The 17,729-nt window shown below is 60.1% G+C and carries 14 protein-coding genes; 3 read left to right on the plus strand and 11 right to left on the minus strand.

Annotation, left to right across the window (positions count from 1 at the left end; translation table 11 throughout):
- Positions 1–10 precede the first annotated feature (10 nt).
- From ACFWP0_RS01235 to ACFWP0_RS01285, 11 genes are all read right to left on the minus strand, one after another.
- Positions 11–2,050 carry a glycosyltransferase gene (locus ACFWP0_RS01235; RefSeq protein WP_377839171.1) on the minus strand — a complete coding sequence of 680 codons (2,040 nt, stop codon included), beginning with the start codon at positions 2,048–2,050 and terminating at the stop codon, positions 11–13.
- Positions 2,051–2,052: 2 nt separating this feature from the next.
- Positions 2,053–3,207, minus strand: coding sequence for a class I SAM-dependent methyltransferase (locus ACFWP0_RS01240; RefSeq protein ID WP_377839172.1), 1,155 nt, complete (start codon positions 3,205–3,207; stop codon positions 2,053–2,055).
- 26 nt (positions 3,208–3,233) lie between these two features.
- The gene (locus ACFWP0_RS01245) at positions 3,234–4,490 is read right to left on the minus strand and encodes an ABC transporter ATP-binding protein (RefSeq protein ID WP_377839174.1); all 1,257 of its coding nucleotides are present in this window, start codon (positions 4,488–4,490) and stop codon (positions 3,234–3,236) included.
- A 115-nt stretch (positions 4,491–4,605) separates the two neighbouring features.
- Positions 4,606–5,430 carry an ABC transporter permease gene (locus ACFWP0_RS01250; protein WP_377839175.1) on the minus strand — a complete coding sequence of 275 codons (825 nt, stop codon included), beginning with the start codon at positions 5,428–5,430 and terminating at the stop codon, positions 4,606–4,608.
- A 28-nt stretch (positions 5,431–5,458) separates the two neighbouring features.
- Positions 5,459–7,576 (minus strand): glycosyltransferase family 4 protein, encoded by a 2,118-nt coding sequence (locus ACFWP0_RS01255; protein ID WP_377839176.1) that lies wholly within the window; start codon positions 7,574–7,576, stop codon positions 5,459–5,461.
- On the minus strand, positions 7,576–8,913 hold the full coding sequence (locus ACFWP0_RS01260) for a hypothetical protein (protein ID WP_377839178.1): 1,338 nt from the start codon (positions 8,911–8,913) through the stop codon (positions 7,576–7,578). The genes ACFWP0_RS01255 and ACFWP0_RS01260 overlap by 1 nt, the downstream gene beginning before the upstream one ends.
- A 388-nt stretch (positions 8,914–9,301) precedes the next feature.
- Positions 9,302–9,640 carry an EamA family transporter gene (locus tag ACFWP0_RS01265; protein WP_377839179.1) on the minus strand — a complete coding sequence of 113 codons (339 nt, stop codon included), beginning with the start codon at positions 9,638–9,640 and terminating at the stop codon, positions 9,302–9,304.
- Positions 9,637–10,350: a class I SAM-dependent methyltransferase gene (locus ACFWP0_RS01270; protein ID WP_377839180.1), complete on the minus strand. Its 714-nt coding sequence runs from the start codon at positions 10,348–10,350 to the stop codon at positions 9,637–9,639. The genes ACFWP0_RS01265 and ACFWP0_RS01270 overlap by 4 nt, the downstream gene beginning before the upstream one ends.
- Position 10,351: 1 nt before the next feature.
- A complete protein-coding gene (locus ACFWP0_RS01275) occupies positions 10,352–11,344 on the minus strand; it encodes a glycosyltransferase family 2 protein (RefSeq protein ID WP_377839181.1) in 993 nt (330 codons plus the stop codon).
- Positions 11,341–13,251: a hypothetical protein gene (locus tag ACFWP0_RS01280; RefSeq protein ID WP_377839183.1), complete on the minus strand. Its 1,911-nt coding sequence runs from the start codon at positions 13,249–13,251 to the stop codon at positions 11,341–11,343. The genes ACFWP0_RS01275 and ACFWP0_RS01280 overlap by 4 nt, the downstream gene beginning before the upstream one ends.
- 62 nt (positions 13,252–13,313) lie before the next feature.
- Positions 13,314–14,435: a glycosyltransferase gene (locus ACFWP0_RS01285; RefSeq protein ID WP_377839184.1), complete on the minus strand. Its 1,122-nt coding sequence runs from the start codon at positions 14,433–14,435 to the stop codon at positions 13,314–13,316.
- 385 nt (positions 14,436–14,820) lie between these two features.
- On the opposite strand from ACFWP0_RS01285, the gene ACFWP0_RS01290 reads away from it, so the two are divergent.
- The 3 genes from ACFWP0_RS01290 (at position 14,821) to ACFWP0_RS01300 (ending at position 17,729) form a co-directional block, all read left to right on the plus strand.
- The gene (locus ACFWP0_RS01290; RefSeq protein ID WP_377839185.1) at positions 14,821–15,390 is read left to right on the plus strand and encodes a carbon monoxide dehydrogenase subunit G; all 570 of its coding nucleotides are present in this window, start codon (positions 14,821–14,823) and stop codon (positions 15,388–15,390) included.
- 96 nt (positions 15,391–15,486) lie between these two features.
- Complete coding sequence (locus ACFWP0_RS01295; RefSeq protein WP_377839186.1) at positions 15,487–16,839, plus strand: MFS transporter; 1,353 nt, start codon at positions 15,487–15,489, stop codon at positions 16,837–16,839.
- Between the two features lie 20 nt (positions 16,840–16,859).
- Positions 16,860–17,729: a DMT family transporter gene (locus ACFWP0_RS01300; protein ID WP_377839187.1), complete on the plus strand. Its 870-nt coding sequence runs from the start codon at positions 16,860–16,862 to the stop codon at positions 17,727–17,729.

The raw sequence follows: 17,729 nt of genomic DNA on the forward strand, positions 1-17,729 counted from the left end.
GTGCGGCCCTTTATTGCGCCGTGTGTTTAGCCAATACGTCGTCAAAGAATTTCTCGTAGGCCTTGGTCGTTTCGGCCCAGTTCCAGGCCTGGATCCGTTCCAGGTTTTCAGCGGAAAGCCGCCGCAATGTCTCGGGATGCTCCAACAACGCGCGTATTTTTCCGGCGAAGGCATCCACCGTGCGGCTGGTGACGATAAATTCGCTCTGGATCGGGCCGAACACCTCCCGCACCACGCCGACATCGTGGGTGACTACCGGAACGCCGCAGGCCATCGCCTCCAGGATCGGGTTTGGCGTGCCTTCAAACAACGAAGGACAAACGTACAGGTCGAGAGCCCCATAGAAGGCTGGCATCTCTTCGTGCGGGATCAAGCCCTTTTGCCGATCAGCAAAGCGGGTCTCGATGCGATAGCCTTCCGTCCGCAGTTGCTCGATGACGGGGATCAAAATTGAATTGAAGCCCTTGGCATCCTGAAGTTCGGAAGCCCATTTGCTGTTGCCCGCCCAGCCGATCACCAGCGGACGGTTTCCGATTTCGCCGAACCGGTCCAGGTTCGCCGGGCCAAACCGTTCGAGATCCACGCCATCATGGGTCACGATGCTCGGCGGCGGAAAATCGTCCAGCCCCTGATAAATGCCCTCCAGCCGCTTCGAGGACACCGTATACGCCGTCACGCGATCCTTGAAAAACGCCGCGCGCTCTGCAATTTCTTCCGGGCTGAGATAAAGGTGGTCGTATACGCTGGTCGTCACCGGCTTGTTGCGGACAAATCGCTTGTCGAACACATCAAACGGAACGCCCATGCGTTCCACATGATCCCGGCACCATTGGCTGTCGATGATCCGATAATATTCACGCCAAAAGAAATGCACCAGATCGCATTTTTCGGCGGCCATGAAAATGTGGTCGACATGCTCAAGGACGTCGGAGGGAATGATCTTTATATCGAAGCGGTGAGACAGGTGCAGCTTGAGCTGACGCGCTATGTTTCCGAACGCCCAGTTATCCGTATCAATCACCAAGGCTATCCTTGGCTTGCCGCTGCTGACAGCCCCCAAGCGGCGGCTGGCGACGGGCAGCGCATCGGAGACGATTCCCAGCTGCTCATGGCGACGGGCGATCCAACCCTCAACTCCATCGTTCCAGACGTCGAAGCCGTGCTTCTTCTCCATATAGCGGGCGGAATCATGAATCATCTGCCGTGAAAACCGCTGGCGCTCATAGGCGTGGTCGGTGTCATTCTGCGGCGCGGGATGATCGTGCACCAAAACGACATGGCCCGTCACGCCGACCTTGTACCCCTCCTGGAACAGGCGTATCGAGAAATCAATATCCTCGAAACCGATGAACATGTGGTCATCGTAGCCTCCCAGCCTCTCAAACGTCGAACGCTTGCAGACACATGCCCCGCCAAGCAGGAACGTCGAAAGAAAAGGATCGCCAATGCGATCCTCGGCCGGCCCCTGCGCCAAGGCGCTGCTCGCGCCTACGTGTAGCGCGCCGATGCCTATGCCCACATGCAGGTGCCCCCCAAACGAGAAGATTGTCTGGTGGTCAGGGTCCAGAAGAGGCACATTCAGGAAGTGGCATCCCAGAACGGCGATATCGTTTTGAATCTTGGGCAGCGGGTTCGCCAGGAAATAAATATCATTGTCCAGGCAGAATACCCAATCCTTCCTGGCCTGCGCGAAAGCGCGATTCCTGCCGCCGGCCACGCCGTAATTCCTGTCCAGCTCGCACACACGCCAGTTCAGCTTAAGCTGTGCGCATCCGTCGTACAGCGCCTGCAGCTCTTCCGGCGTGGATCCATTGTCGACAATCAGTATTTCGCCCGCGAAGTATGGCACTTGCGCGGCAATCGAATGGATAAGACGCAGCGTCAATTCGCTGCGATTGAGCGAAAGACAGGTAATGGTGAGGTTTTCACCATTTTCTCCGATATTCGGACCCGCAATATTTGTCGCATCGCTGGCGAGAATGCGGTGACGCGGGTCGGAAACATACGAATAAGCAGTAACGCCGGGGGCCAGACTCGCTTTATATCCCACGATCAACGGTCCCCAGCGCCCTTGAAGAACTTCAAAGCGACGGCGCGGACCCAGTGCGGGATTTTGTCCCGCAAGCGCAGATACCGTGCAGCGGGCACGCTAAGTTCGTCCACCTGCTCGTTCAGCGTGCGCATCTGCGCCCTCAACTGCGCGATTTCATCGTCCTTCGCCCGCAGTTGCGCGTCGCGCTCGCCGATAACCCCTTGGACCAGGGAAAGTTCAGTGTTCGCGGCCTGGGCTCTCAGGGCGGCATCCCTGGCAAGGCGGTCGACGTCGCCCGACGAAATCGCATCGAATACGCCAATCGCCGAAGCTGCCGGATCCGGGGCCTGCTGCGGCGCCTCATCGCGGGGCAGATGCCCCTGGAAGATCCCCTTCTTGAAGCAGTCCATGGACAACGGCAGGATGGCCGTGCCGGCATTGGGCCTGGAGCCATAGGCCGGCATTCCCCATATCCCGAGGAAGTAACTGGCATTGTCCGGTCCCGGGCCCGCGTCCAACTCCGCGGGCACAAACTGCGCATGCAGGGTCTCGGATGTCTGGAGCATCTGAACCTGGCCCGAGCGATTATCGTCGGTCAGGTATTCGTTGAGCTGCAGATTCGCGAACCCCGCAATCGGGCCGCCGACGAACCAGGCGGATGCCTGACCTAGGACGCTTTCCGCCAAAGCCCGGAATTCATCCAGGCGATACTTCCGAAGATGGAAGGGGTTGCGTTCCGCTTCGGTGGGGAAATACCACCAGTCGTTGGGGCAACTGATCGCGACGACCCCGCCCGGCTTCAGCAGGTCGCGGATGTTGCGCAAAAACAGCTCGGGATCCTGCACATGCTCGATGGTCTCGAACGAAACGATCAGATCGAAGCTGTGGGGCTCGAAATGGCGCGGCAGCGTCTCGGCGTCGTTCTGGATGAATTTGACGTTTTCGCTGGAAAAATGCTGTTGCGCGCTGGCAATCGCCTCGGCGGAAATATCGACGCCCACAACCTCGCTGGCGCCCCAGTTCGCCAGCAGCCGCGAACCGTAGCCTTCGCCACAGGCGGCGTCCAGCACACGCTTTCCCGCGCACAGTTCCTTGGCGAAGGAATACCGCGCGATGTGAATTGCCGCTTCGAGCCCGTCGTAGCGGCTGCTCTGTCCAAAACTCAGTCGTTCCATTTTGTAGATATGCTTTTATGTCAGGGTTAGTCGCGTTGCTGGCTGAACTCAAACGCCCATTCGCGCGGCAGGCTCATCACGCCAACGGCCTCGAAGTCATCGGAGATATGAAACGGGCAGACGTTATTGGCTTCCGCATGCACCACAAACCCGCCGCCGTCATTGATCGCAACCCTCCACTTGTATGAACCGCTCAAGAGAGGAACACTGGGGAAATTGATGCTGAACTGACCGGATGGCGCTCCCGCGTGGGCCTGGTATCCATCCATGAGCGTGGTCGTGCCGCAAATATACAGATCGTCGTGGCGATAGAGATTGAAAACAAAGCTCATATCTTCCGGAACGATAGGGCTGACCGCATGGAACCGCACGTTCAATTTCAGCGGGTCGCCCGTGCTGATCCGGTCCACCGGCTCGCCGCCGGGCGTCGACAGCCAGACCTCATCTATCTCGTACAGCCTGTCAGGTTCCTTGCGGTACAACGGCCCTGCCTTGCCGTTAGCTTTGGCGACTCCCGCGCCCGTCTTGACGCTGGCATCGGAACTCTCGGTGCCCGGAGGATTGGACGTGTCCAGCTCGTCCAGCTCCGCGGGCACGACTGCGTGCTTGCCCGCGGCCTCTTCCTTCGCCTCGAACTCGCGCAGCGCCGCCTGCATATCGATCGTGTACTGGTCAATCACACGGCCGGCCGGCCCGAAGGCCTTCTGAACGCCACGTTCAAGATAAAGCGCGCGCTGGCAGATCGACTTGACCTGATATTGATCGTGGGAGACGAACAATATCGTGCATCCCATGTCCCGGATTTCATAGAACTTCTTGAGGCACCGGCGCTGGAAGGCTGCGTCGCCGACCGCCAGGATTTCGTCCACGATAAGGATATCGGGTTCCGTGTGGATGGCCACCGAAAACGCAAGCCGCGCAAACATGCCGCTTGAATACTTCTTGACCGGGCTTTCGATGAATTCTCCGATGTCGGCGAATCCGGCGATGCTATCGAACCGCTGGTCAATCTGCTCGTGCGTGAGGCCGAGCAGAGACGCGTTCAGATAGACGTTCTCGCGGCCCGTAAATTCCGGATTGAAGCCCGCGCCCAATTCGAGCAACGCCGCAACGCGGCCGTAAGTCTTGACCGAGCCGGTGGTGGGCGTGACCGTGCCGCAAATCATCTGCAGCAGCGTGGACTTTCCGGAGCCGTTCCGGCCGACGATGCCTACGGTTTCGCCTTTCTTCACATCGAAGGAAACATCGGACAATGCCCAAAATTCCTGGGCATAGCTTTTCACGCTTCGCCCAAAAAGGCCAGCCCCCCGAGCGATCAGGGCCTCCTTCAACCGGTCCTGCGGCTTTGAATATATCGAGTAACGCTTGCCAAGGTTCTCGACGTGTATGGAAACCGTATCAGAGCACATCCGCGAACCCTTTTCTCACTTTCTGAAACCAAGCCAATCCAATCCCCGCCACGACCAAGCCAACCGCTGTATATATCCACCAACCGGACCAGTTGAACGGCTTCCCGAAAATGACCGCGTTGCGCGTCTCTTCGACGACAAAGGTAATGGGGTTCAATTTCACGTACTTCTGCATCCGCTCCGGAATGGCTGACAGGGGATAAAAGATAGGCGAAATGAACGTAAGCACGATGGTAATGAGCGACACCGCCTGCGTCATATCCCGGATGTACACACCCAGCCCCGCCAGGAACCATGAAAGTCCCAGGCAGAGAAACATGAGGGGCAGGAGAATCAGCGGGAAATACACCACCGTCCAGGGAACGCTCCCCATGAATATCAGCTGCGCCGCGATCAGGACTATCAGGCTTACCAGCAAATGGAACAACGCGGATCCCAATGCGATGACGGTCAGCGTCTCCAGCGGGAAAACCACCTTCTTGACGTAAGTGACGTTTGACAGGATCAGCGACGGCGCGCGATTGATGCATTCGACAAAGAGATTATTCATGATGAGGCCTGCGAACAGGATCACCGCAAAATCCCCGTGCGACTGCGGAGCGGCTGCCCCCGCGCCTCCCCAGCGCGCCTTGAAGACGACCGAGAACACAAACGTGTAGACGATCAGCAGCAGCAGCGGATTGAAAAACGACCAGGCCAGGCCAAATACAGACCCCCTGTAACGGCCCAGGACCTCCCGCTTGACCATCTGCAATATCATTTGGCGATGGCGAGTCGCCATATCGCGCACTACGTTCACCACTTCGGAAATCAAGAATTACCTCTCACATTCGCGTTCTGTTTCATGACTGGCGCACGCGCGCGGAGCCGCGGCGCAGTAGTCGTTTGGCGAAACCCATGATCGGGCGCACGGGCCGGCATCGCTGGTATATCGCCACCACAAGGTTCCCCATGCGCAGCAACAATCGCAACAGCTCCGGCGGCAAGGCGCTTACGTCCTGAAGCATCCTTCGGGTCGCTGCCGGCGTGTTGGAAAATGCATTGCAGTTCCACACGGCGATCGAGCTCTGCGACAGCCGTTTTCGGCGATCCACACTATCGTCGCCGTTCAGCAGATAGGACACCTGCTTTGCGCTAGGGTAGTGAGCCTCTTCGACGGGCAGTTCCAGCAGGGCGCGCGGAATCAACAGGCCTATCTCGCCGTTGCGCGTCAACTTCCACAGGTGCTTGAGTTCCGCGTATTCGGCAAGGCCGGTGTCGAAGGTATCCAGGATCAGCTGGCCCGGCTGGGTTCTGAAGACAGCCCGCGTTCCCGGGTTCCGCCCGCTCAGGGGCGCCGTATCCAGCGCCAAAGGCAGCGAGTAAGTGTCGGCGCGGCGCTCTCCGCTGCCGTTACGGATCGACCAGCCCGAAACGAAGGGCACGTCGGCACGCGTGCTCAGGACACGCACGGCGATATCCAGATACAGCGGGTCGACCACGTCGTTGGCATTCAGGACGACAAGCGCGTCGGTCGTGCGCAACGCATGCAGATCGACGGACGCTCCCGCAGGATCCACACAGCGCACGTTCCGGCCAAGCAAGAACGCCGACACCCCGGAATCGGCGCCCAGGGCGGGCAACAGGACGATGCCCTTATGACCGCCCTCCGCGAGCCGCATGCATAGCGGCTGAGCCTGAGCCAGCGTTTCGGCCTGGACGATCACCGACAGCGCGAAGCCCGGCGCTGCCGCGGACACGGCTCCACCCGCCGGCGCCGCCGCGGCGTGCTCGTAAATGGGCGCAACGCCGGTGGGCACCACGGGATAGGGAAACGTTAGGCGCTTGCGCAGTCCGCCATCATCCCAGAGCCGGCCGATTGCCGCGGTCAACGCGTCGGACGATGTGCAGTCGAATACCAGGCTGTTGCGTTCGTGCTGGAAAAAGTCCTCGAAACCAGGGATATCCGACACGATGACAGGGACGCCGCCCGCGTACAGCTCGTGCGCCGCATAGCAGAATGACTCGGCGCGATTCGGAAAAACCGCAAAACGCACCTTTTCCAGCAGCGCCTCCGTTTCCTCGTGCGACAGATGGCCAAGGATATGGAATCGCCCGCGCAGGTCCAGAGGAATGCGTCGCAGCAAGTAATCCGCGTAAAGCCCGCCCCCATCTGGCGGCTGCTTGGAATCCCCTCCAACGAAATAGAAATCAGGGGACAACTCCGGACGCTGGCGCATCCACAGGACGGCGGCATCCACCAGCAGGTCGACTCCCTTGATGGAAAACAGCCTTCCATAAAACAGGATGCCGTTCTCAACCCCGTCCGAGGCCCGCTTGTTGAGCGTCTTCTGCAAGGGCGGCACCGCCACCACCTGCCGATCGGCCACGGTCGGATAGAGATCCGCCAGCGAGCGCTTGGACACCGACTCCGAAGGAACGATCACCGTGTCCGCCAAAGCCAAGGCCGCGCGCTCAAGCGAGTAGAGCAGATAGAGTTCGGGATGAAGGGAATTCGTCAGATCGACGCGATCCATCGCTTCGATCGTGGCGTGGTACCGGACGGCTATGCGGGCGCCCTCATAGCCGCCGAGCGCGAGCTTCTCGCACAATGCGTAGTAAGCAACGCCGTGATAGTCGAAGAACTCGATGAGCGCGGGCCGCTCCAACTGGTGGACTTTCAGCGCCGCGACGTTCAGCACATACGAGCGCCACTCGTACCATGAGGCGAAGCTCTCGCGCGGCAGCAGATCCTTGCCGCACATATCCTCCACCCGATACGCGACGCAGTTCTGCGGATTGGGAAGCTTGAGCCTTTCGTCCTCGTCGAAGCGCGCAAATACATCAGCATCGACGTCCAGCAGGAAGACAACACGCCCGCCCGACTGAAGCAACTGCACCGCAAGGTTATGAAGCAAGGCGCCGCACCCGCCACGGGTGACGGGGAACAATTCATAGCTGACGAAGCAGGTGGTCTGCATCAGTTCAGGAACCGCTGCAAGGACCGGGCTGATTCGGCGTTGTGCTCGATCGCATACTCGCGATACTCCGAGATGATCCGGTCGCGCTCCGCCAGCGCCAGTTGAATCTTCTGGGCGATGGCATGCGCGTCATCGGGCACGGGAACAACCAACCGGCTCTGGAGATACGGGTGATTCTCGAAGTAAGGGGTATTGGGGCCGACGATGCACGGCACTCCCGCGGCAAAACTCTCCAGCGGCAGCATGGGCGCGCATTCATTGAGCGTCACGTAGAGATTCAGGTGTGTGGTTGCCAGGTGGCCGGGCATTTCCGCCTGAGGCACCATGCGCCCGAGAAAATTCTGCGCAAGGCCGAACTCCCTGCAAAAATCCAGCATGCGTTCGGAAGCGACGGACCCGACCACTTGCGCATCCTTGATGGTGGAGGCAGCCGCCAGCATTTCATAGGGCGGTTTGTGCCTCAGTTCCGAGATGCTCCAGATCCCGAGCTTGATCGGCGCCACCGGTACGGTGGTCGCCTTGTCGGGAATCGCGCGATACATATTCAACAGGTAATGCGCATCAAGCCCACGATGCCGGAGAATTTGCTCCTGGCCTTTCTTCACCAACCCGATACGACGGATCTTGCCCTGCTTCTGTAACGAGCACATGAGGCGGAAGCTGCGCCAGGCATAGTCTTCCGTCGCCTGCATGAACGTGCCGTGCCATACGACATGGATGGGCAGGTCCGGGGCCTGCCGGTTCAGCGCCTGGACCAGGTGCTGATACGAGAACGGAAACCCCTGCAGCACGACAACGGCGGGACTTCTCTTCAGCAGGCGCTCGGCAATGGACTCGCTGTCGTCCGGCGTCAATTCATCGGTAAGCAGCAGCAGATGATCAAACATCTGCGCGGCCGAACTGCGTATGCCCAGCCAATCCGGATGGGCAATGGCAACGGGCACGTTGAAAGGCAAGGCCTGTATGGCCGCATCGGAGCAGATACTGCGGGGAGCCGCGTGCGCCGCCACCGCTTCCGCTGCACCGCCGGGGATGTCGGCGCTGACCGGCATACCCGCCGTGGGCGGCACGAACTTTGCCGCCCGGCGCCGCGCAAACGCGCGATACATCTTGCCCACCGGCCCCTTCGACAACCGCAGCCCGACGTTGTAGGCCATGGACCCTTCGATCTCGCGGTATCGAGTCGTCGCATCGGCGAGCAAAGCCGTCGTGCTCGCCAATTCCATCCGCAACCTTGCCATTTCTGCGTCGACCGCGACACCCGTCGCGAGCGGGGCTTCCTCAATGGAATCGCTAAGTTCTGGCGCCGACCTTGAATTCGTCGAATGAATTGTCATGAAAGTGGAGGAATCGAATTGCTAGTATGCATGGCCCCCCGATTGGCCTGGGCACACGCGACGCGTCGCCGCGACGGTCCGGGGAGGGGAGTCTGATCGGGATGCGCCGCGCGAACCATCCCGTGACAAGCGTCGATTAGAGCGATCACATTTTAGATCAAAAGGCGGCGTACTCCGACCGCCGTGCTTCCGGCAACCCGCAGGCGCCCGCCGGCGCAAGCGCGAGGGCCCGATCTCGCCTCCGCTGCGTTCCGGGCACGGTTGCCCAGTCTCTAAACGAGCGAAGGGAGAATACACATGCCCGAAGCCTCGTGCCGCGGAGTTTGCGCTTTTTTGCCAATCCATACGTTCGGAAGCGCCGGGTAACCTCCCCCAACGCATTGAAAAGTCAGGATTTTCCCGCTACGACGATCCCCACCATGATCAGCGCGATGCCGAAGAAATACTGGATGTTGAATCGTTCCCCAAAAACCAGGTGGCTACCCAGCGGCACCAGGATGAACGCCAGCGCCATGATGGGGTACACGCGTCCCAATTCCACGCGTTGAAGCACCCAGACCCATGCAATCGACGTAATCCCATACAGCACCATCGCTGCGAACAAAGCGCCCAGAGGCTTCGCAGAAAAGAACGTACCGGTCTGGGCCAGCGCGGAAGCGCTGACCTTGAACAAGATCTGGCCTATCGCCAAGCCTACGACGCATAAGACCGCAGCTACGTAGATCATTTACCCGCCACGCCCGGTTTATCAACAACGGCGTGAAACGCGACAAACAGATTCAAATCCATTGCGGCCAGCCTGGTGGGCCACCAGGCTTCCTGCGCCTTGGGGAAATAGTGCCGCAAGATCGCCATGAGGTTATTGCACGGATTCACATGCTCGCGCGCCATCACGTAATCGTAAGCGATGCCCATCGCCAAGGCCGCCTTGCGGGGGCCAAGGCGGCGCCCCAGCCGCCATGCGAATCCGGGGTCGGTGGGGATAAGAATTGACAACGTGCCGCCGGGCTTCAAGACGCGTTGCCATTCCTTGAGGGCCAGGTGGGGATAATAAATATGCTCGAGCACGTGGGTTGCGATCACGCGGTCATAGGTATTATCGGGGCAATCGATGTCCGCACCGGTCTGCACCGAATATGAAACCCGTCCGCCGTGCTGATCGCCGATCTTCTTGGCAGCGATTTCCAGGGTCTTTGGGTCCATGTCCGTCAGCACATACTCATCGAACTGATGCTGGACAAATGACAGATGTTCGCCGGTGCCCGCGCCAATTTCCAACACCCGGCCGAACTTGGCGGCGGGGCCGAATGGCTGTTCGGTGAGCTTATGGCTTGCCCGCATCACCCATGATTGCAGCGGCCTTTCATAATTGCTCTCGTCGTAAACATCGGCAAACTTCTCCCGATAGTCCACCCATGCCTTGTCTTCATTATGCAATTCATTTCTCCGAATCTTTCAAGCCCAACGCCGAGTTTCCACGCACCCGGTGAAACGGCCTACTGGGCACCGCGCTGATATCGTGTCCAACGAACGCCAACACCAACTGCAGCCCGATGATAATGGGCAGCGCGGACAGCATTACCGTCCCGGCAGAGGTGGTCGAACCCACGTCCGCCGCCTCAACCCAATTGTAAATTCCGAACAAGCTGCCAAACAAAATCAAGAGACATCCGAGAGGCAACTCAATCGACGCAAGCGACATGTCCCGAAGATAATAGTTATAAAAAATACGCTTGGAAAAATTGCGGACATGCTTCACAAAAAACTCGCCGACGATTTTTCCTATTTTCAGGTTGCTGACTTCATCGCCGTACTTTGCGTCCATGGGAACATCGACCACCACGGCCCGGAGCGTATTCAGCCTGAATAACAGATCCGTTTCGAAAAAGAAACGCGTGCTGATTTTCTCCATCGGAAGATGCCGCGCAACCTCGCGATGAATGGCGGTATATCCGTTCGTGGGGTCGAACAAATTCCAATACCCCGAGGACAGCTTGGTCATGAACGATAGCACAGCGTTGCCGAACAACCGGACCTTGGGCATGGCCCTGATTTCCTCAAGATTGAAGAAGCGGTTCCCCTTGGTATAGTCGGCCTCGCCGCGCATTATGGGGGCCACAAAATCAGGGATGAGCCTGGCGTCCATCTGGCCGTCGCCGTCCAGTTTCACCATGATGTCCATGCCATCCGCCATGGCTGCGCGGTAGCCGGCCATGACTGCGCCCCCAACCCCTTGGTTCACTTCATTGCGCAGCACCACGACGCGGGGATCGCTGCAATTTTCTTGAACAAACTTTCCCGAGGCGTCTGGGCAGCAGTCATCCACCACATACACCCGGCCGACTTCGGGCCCAATACTCTCGATAACTCCGAGAATATGCTTCGTCACCTTATAGCTTGGAATAACAACGGCGATTTTGGCAGACATCATTTAGCCCGATAAGATATTTCACCCGCCCGCGCGCCCGCGGCGGCCATGCCTATGGCCAGCACGATGACGAGCAGCGACAGCACCACTGAAGGCCACAGATAGCGGTAGTCCTGCGCACTCATGAGTATCCCGAGGCCCAGGCAATTGAACAGCGCCGGCGCAAAAATAAGGGCAGCAGCGGGCACGCTACGATACATCACCATCAAGATGGCCAGGAGTCCCAGCAGCACGTACAGGGCCGGGCGCGTGTAGACGCCGCTTTTGGCAAAGATCTGACTGTGCCATGTGTCCAGCGTCTGTTTGGCTTCAGGGAGCATCGAGCGCGTGGCCAAGCCCAGCGCCTTGCCTTCCGGCATGTTGGTGATTCCCGCCGGCGAGATCGCAACGAACTCGTTGTTCCCGCCGCCTATCCGCCAAATCAAGCCGGTCACGCACAGCTGATGGCGCAGGAATACTTGGGGATGGCGCATGATTTCCTTGAACATCAAGGCATTCAGGTCACCGGTGCTGGTGGAAAGCTCTTTGTAGGAAATGTGCTTGTTCCAGAACAGCGGGACCACGGATCGGCAGTCATATCCCTGGACCCATTCTTCGCGCGGCAGGACCTTTTCCATCAGCGTCTTGTCTGCGCCCTCGAATTGCACGCCTGCGGTTTCCATCGCGCCGAGCACATGAAGCGCAAAAATGGAGCGATAGTGAGCGGGCATGGGATATGCGCCCAAGGCGCTCAGCAGCAACGTCTTGAGGATCAAAAATACGCCCAGCTGCGCAACCAGCGCGGCGCCTACCCTCAATTTTCTGCCACGGCCCTTCGCAAAAAGGAAGAGCAGGGCAAAGAACAAGACAACAATGACGATTCCGTTGTGGCGTACACCGAATGTCAATATGCCCGCCATGCTCATCGCGATAACCGAGCCCCACGCCAGGGTGAGGCCCCGCCTTACTTCTCGAGCCGCGAGGGTACTGAGGAGTATGATGCCGATGGTGAACGGAACGTCTTTCCACAGCGTCGTGACGAGCATGAAATTGGCCGGAAACAGCGGAAACAGCACAGCTGCAATCGCAATCACGTACGTAGGCGCGCCCCAGGCCTTCGCTTCCCGCAGGAAGAACCAGGTCACCGCCGCGTAGGCAATGATCTGAAATATCGCCGGGGTCTGCGGCGCCGGATATACCAGATACGCCAGCTGGTACAGAATAGTCGACATTACGGGGTGCGCGTCGCCATAATGCCCCTCCACAATCTGCCGCCACTGATCAATCGAATCCGGCGACATCTGGGCCGGCCAGTACGCCGCAAGCACGAAGGAGTAGATCAAAATGCTTGGAGCCGCGAACCAGAGGCTGAGCCTGGGGGCTTCATTCTCGCCAGCCGCCGCAGGGGCGCCGGCTCTTGGCATGCGCGCCAAGAAAAGTACCGCGGCCAGGAATGCCGCGAACGCGCCTGCGTAAATCAGCGCGCCTTTCAATATGGTGCGTCCGACGCTCAGCTCGGAGAGGTCTATTTTCAATGCGCCGGGCGTGACCGAATACAGGTCGTAGCGTTGCACAAAATCGCCGCTGCGGATCTCGACTATTCCAGAATAGTCGTGCTTCGTGAATATCAGGGAAGCCCCGGGTTCGACCTGGATATTCGATTGAATGGTTGCGGGCTGATTCCGGAACGACACCAGGCTGCCATCGCGCCGCTCCCAGCCGCTATCAAAGCGCGTTGCCGAATCCCGTATCGCATCGGCCAGGGATGTAGAGAGCCAAACCTCCGTGGACTTGGCCAAGGGATTGCGCTCGCCCGTCGCGGTAATCGTCAGGCCTCCTGGAGCCTGCAGCACGGGCCGCAAGGGGAGCATGATCAGCAGCAGCAACGCAAATATCGCCGAAATGGCGACGCACTTCCCTGTGGACAGCACGATTATTAATTCCTGTTATTCGTAGTACTTGTAAATTTTAGGACCGCGACGAACTCATGTTCTCAGGGTTTGTGTTTTTTATGCCGCGGCCTTTTCCGCTGCCTCATCACCAGCCACCGAGGCATGTCGAACCGGACCAGTTTTCTGTAAAGAATCAGATAGGTGGTGGAAAACAGGAACGCAAACAAAATGAGTATGTACTCGTACTGCCAGAACAACACTGCCGGTATTACTGCAAATGAGGACAGCAGCCACAGGTAAGGCGAAGTCATGGCATTGCGCTGCGCCTGGTGCCGCACTTCCTGGCCGCCCGCCCAGCGAATCAGCCTTTTGTATATGAGCATATGCAGGTGCACCCCGTCCGGCATGCCGGGCGACTGGCCTCTCAGAAACTTCTTGCGGTATATCGAAAACAGGGTTTCGAACACTGGATAAATACAGAGCAACAACGGGAACCACGCCGACACTTGCGGATGCCGCGCCAGCATCAGCACGGAGAGCGCACCGATCATGAACCCTACGAAATATGCCCCGCCATCTCCCAGGAAGATGAGGCCCCGCGGATAATTCCACACCAGGAACCCCGCAATTGCCCCGATCATGCCCACCGCCGTCACGAGCAGCAGCCGGTCCCCGAGGTAATAGGATACGTAGGCGAACCCGGCAAATATCATGGCCGAGATGACCGCGGCCAAGCCGTTGTAGCCGTCAATGATATTGATGGCATTCGCGGCCCCTGCCATGGCGATCGCGGTGCAGACGAATGAAATAACGGTATATTGAAGCAGCCAATCGACGCCAATGATATCCAGCCGGGTCAATTCCGCCCCGAGAAAATAATAGGCGGCGCCCCCCGACACCATTGCCAGGCCCAAGCGCACAAGCACGCGCACTTTCTTGGTAAGGTCCTCCGCCAAGCCGCCTATGAACGCCGGCAGGGACACCGCCATGAGCGTTAGCAATTCCCGCAGCAACGACGGCTCCCGGAACGCAGCGACTATGCAGATGCCGAACATCGCAACGATTATCGATATCCCCCCAACCCGGGGCACGGGGATAATATGGTATTTTTGGACGCCGGAAACGTCGTGATCAGAAGTATATTTAGCGTGCAGCGTGTTGTAACGCACCAGTAGGAGCGTGAGCACCAGCGAAATCAGAAATGCAACTAGCACATAAACCATAAAAACACCGGGTTTGTAATTCGCGCAATTTTAGTGGCTAAGCTCTCGACATGGAGGGCCGAGCAAGATTTATTGTCAATTGGTGCATATGGGCAGGCGTTTTTGTTGGATTTTCACCTAAGCCCGCTGGCTTGGGCCTCCCCTCCTCGGCGGGCCCTGCAGCCCTGCATCCAGCGGGGTCAACGTGTGATTTTACCGTGCCGGGCTACGGCCGCACTATCCGCCACATTGGCGCCACCTGCCTTTCCAGACGAATGCCTGCAATCAATTGCCTCCTCTCACCGCGCCATCGCCCCCGTCTCGCACGGCGCCGGACCGTCGAGGAGTAGCCAAAAGCCGCAATCGGAGCCAGAATGGGCCATAAAGCTTCCACAAGGAGACAGCCATGCGCATTGCCGATGCCCAATGGATTCCTTCGACGCAACACCAGACATGGGACGCGTTGACCGACCCGAGGGTGCTGCAGAAATGCATCCCGGGCTGCGTGGAAGTCGCAATGCGCAGTCCGACGGAGTACGCCGTCACGCTGCGCGCCAAGATCGCCGGGATCGATACCGACTACGAGGGTGAAATCCTGCTCTCCGATGTCAACGCCCCGGACAGCTGTACCCTGGTGTTCGAAGGCAAGGGCCGCGCCGCCTGCCTCGCGATCGGCACCGCCCAGATCAATCTCAGCACCAAGGACGAGGGCACGCGCGTGGCCTACACGGTCGCCGGCATGGCGGGCGGAAAGCTGGCCGAGTGCGGCGAGGGCCTGCTCCTGAAGGCGGGCGAAAAAATCATCGAGAAGTTCTTTGCCGCCTTCATCGACCACATGGCCGCGCTGCCGCGCAGCGCGCCCCCGCCGCCTCCTGCGGAACCCGAACTCCCCGGCCTGGCCAATTCGCGCTGGTCATGGATGCTGGTGGTCCTGGTGATCGCGGTTTTCTGGGGATATCACACGTTCTACAAGTGATAACCCTAGGTCGCCGGTGATATCCTTGGCGGCATGACTCCGCCGCCACCGTCCCAGCCAGCCAGCGATCCTCCCCACTCCCGCCGGGACCTGCTGATGGCAATGGCCGGGGTGTCGGCAACCGTGGTGCTCGCCGCGCTGGATTCCACCATCATCAGCACCACGCTGCCGCGCGTCGCCGAGGCGCTCAACGGCATGGCGCTCTATGCCTGGGTCGGAACGGGCTATCTGCTGGCCACCGCGGCCTCCATCCTGATCTTTGGCCGGCTCGGCGACATGTTCGGCCGCAAGCCCCTGATGCTGGTGTCCGTCCTGATCATCGCGCTGGGCTCGATTGCCTGTGGCCTGGCGCAGTCCATGACCCAGCTGATCCTGTTCCGCACCTTGCAGGGCGTGGGCGGCGGCATGATGATCGCCACCGCGTTCGCGGCGCCCGCCGACCTGTTTCCCGACGCCAAGCAGCGGGTGAGATGGATGGCGCTGGTGTCGGCGGCATTCGCAATGGCCAGCGGCATAGGCCCCGTGCTGGGCGGCGCCGCCACACAGGCGCTCGGCTGGCGCGCGGCCTTCTTCATTTCCCCCATCGCGGCGGCCGGCGCGTTCTTCCTGCTGGCGCGCTATTTCCCCCGCATCCGTCCCATCCATGACGGCAGCCGCAAGATCGACTGGGTGGGCGCCATCCTGCTGGTGCTTGCGGTGGGCGCGCCGCTGGCCGCCCTGGAACTGGCCTTTGCGCGCGGCGACCACGCGCATCCCCTGCTGGGCCTGACGCTGGCGGTGGTCGGCGTGGCCGCAATCGCCATCCTGATCCCCACCGAACGTCGCGTAAAGTCGCCTATCTTCCCCCTGCGCGTGCTGTCCGGCCAGGAATCCCGCCTGCTGAACCTGGCCGCGATGATGGTGGGCGCCGTGATGTTCATCCTGATCTTCTACAGTCCGCTGCTGCTGCAGCAAGTGCTGGGCTACTCCCCCAGCGAGGCCGGCCTGCTGCTGACGCCGCTTGTCGCCGCGATCTCGGTCGGCAGCATCATCAACGGCCGGCTGTTCCCCAAGCAAGCCGAACCGCAGCGCCTGATGGTGTTTGGCGGGGGGCTGCTTGCGGCCGGCTCGCTGATGGTGCTGCTGATTGCCCCCGGCACCTCGGTCTGGTGGATACTCGGCGCCTTCTTCGTCAACGGCTGCGCGCTGGGCTTCCTGCTGCCCAACCTGACGCTTTTCATGCAGATGCTGAGCGAACGCCGCGACGTGGGCGTGGCATCGGCGCTGGTGCAGACGACGCGCGCCATCGGCAGCGCGCTGGGCACCGCCCTTGTCGGCATCATGATTTCCCACAGCACGGTACTAAACGGAGTGCGGACGGGACTGGTCCTGTGTATCGTCCTGTCCCTGGCCTGTGCGCTGCTGGCGCATCGGGTCAAGATGAAGAATCTGGTCACAAGCCGGAAATAAAGACATACCCGAGACAAATCATGCGTCAACGCAACTTGCTTGACCTGCTGCTCCTGGCTGCGGTCTGGGGCGGCTCCTTTCTGTTCATGCGCGTGGCGGTCAAGGAATTCGGCCCGATAGCATTGATCGAACTGCGCGTGGGCCTGGCGGCCCTGTTCCTGCTGCCCGCGGCGATCTGGCGCGGCAAGCTGCCGCTGATCGCCCGCCACTGGAAAGCGTTGCTGGTGGTCGGCACGCTCAATGCCGCCGTGCCCTTCCTCTTGTACGCCTATGCCGCCCAATCGCTGGGCGCGGGCTTCCTGTCGGTAGCCAACGCGGTGACTCCGGTGTGGGGCGCGGTGGTCGGCTGGCTGTGGCTCAAGGACAAGCTGCCCTGGATGCGGTCGCTGGGCCTGCTGATCGGCCTGGTCGGCATCGTCGTGCTGGTATGGGACAAGCTGGAATTCCACGCCGGCGGCACCGGGCCGGCGGTGCTGGCGGCCGTGTCCGCGCCCGTCTTCTACGGCATCGCCGCCAACTGGACCAAGCGTTTCCTGAGCGGCGTGGATCCGCTGGCCAGCGCTACCGGCAGCATGATCGCGGCGTCGCTGGTGCTGCTGCCCCTGGCGATCCCGGCCTGGCCCGAGGCGCCCGCATCGGCGACGGCCTGGATTTCCACGATCTTGCTTGCCGTCGTCTGCACCGGCGCGGCCTACATCATCTTCTTCCGCCTGATCGCCAATGTCGGGCCTACCGGCGCCGTCAGCGTCACCTTCCTGGTGCCGATCTTTGGCGTGGTGTGGGGAGCATGGCTGCTGGACGAGGCCATCACGCCGTCCATCGCGGTCGGCGCCGCCATCATCCTGGTCGGCACCGCGCTGGCGCTGGGCCTGTTGAAGCCGCGCACCTGA

Origin of the sequence: Achromobacter sp. NPDC058515, assembly GCF_042721735.1 — a bacterium.
GTDB lineage: Bacteria > Pseudomonadota > Gammaproteobacteria > Burkholderiales > Burkholderiaceae_B > Achromobacter.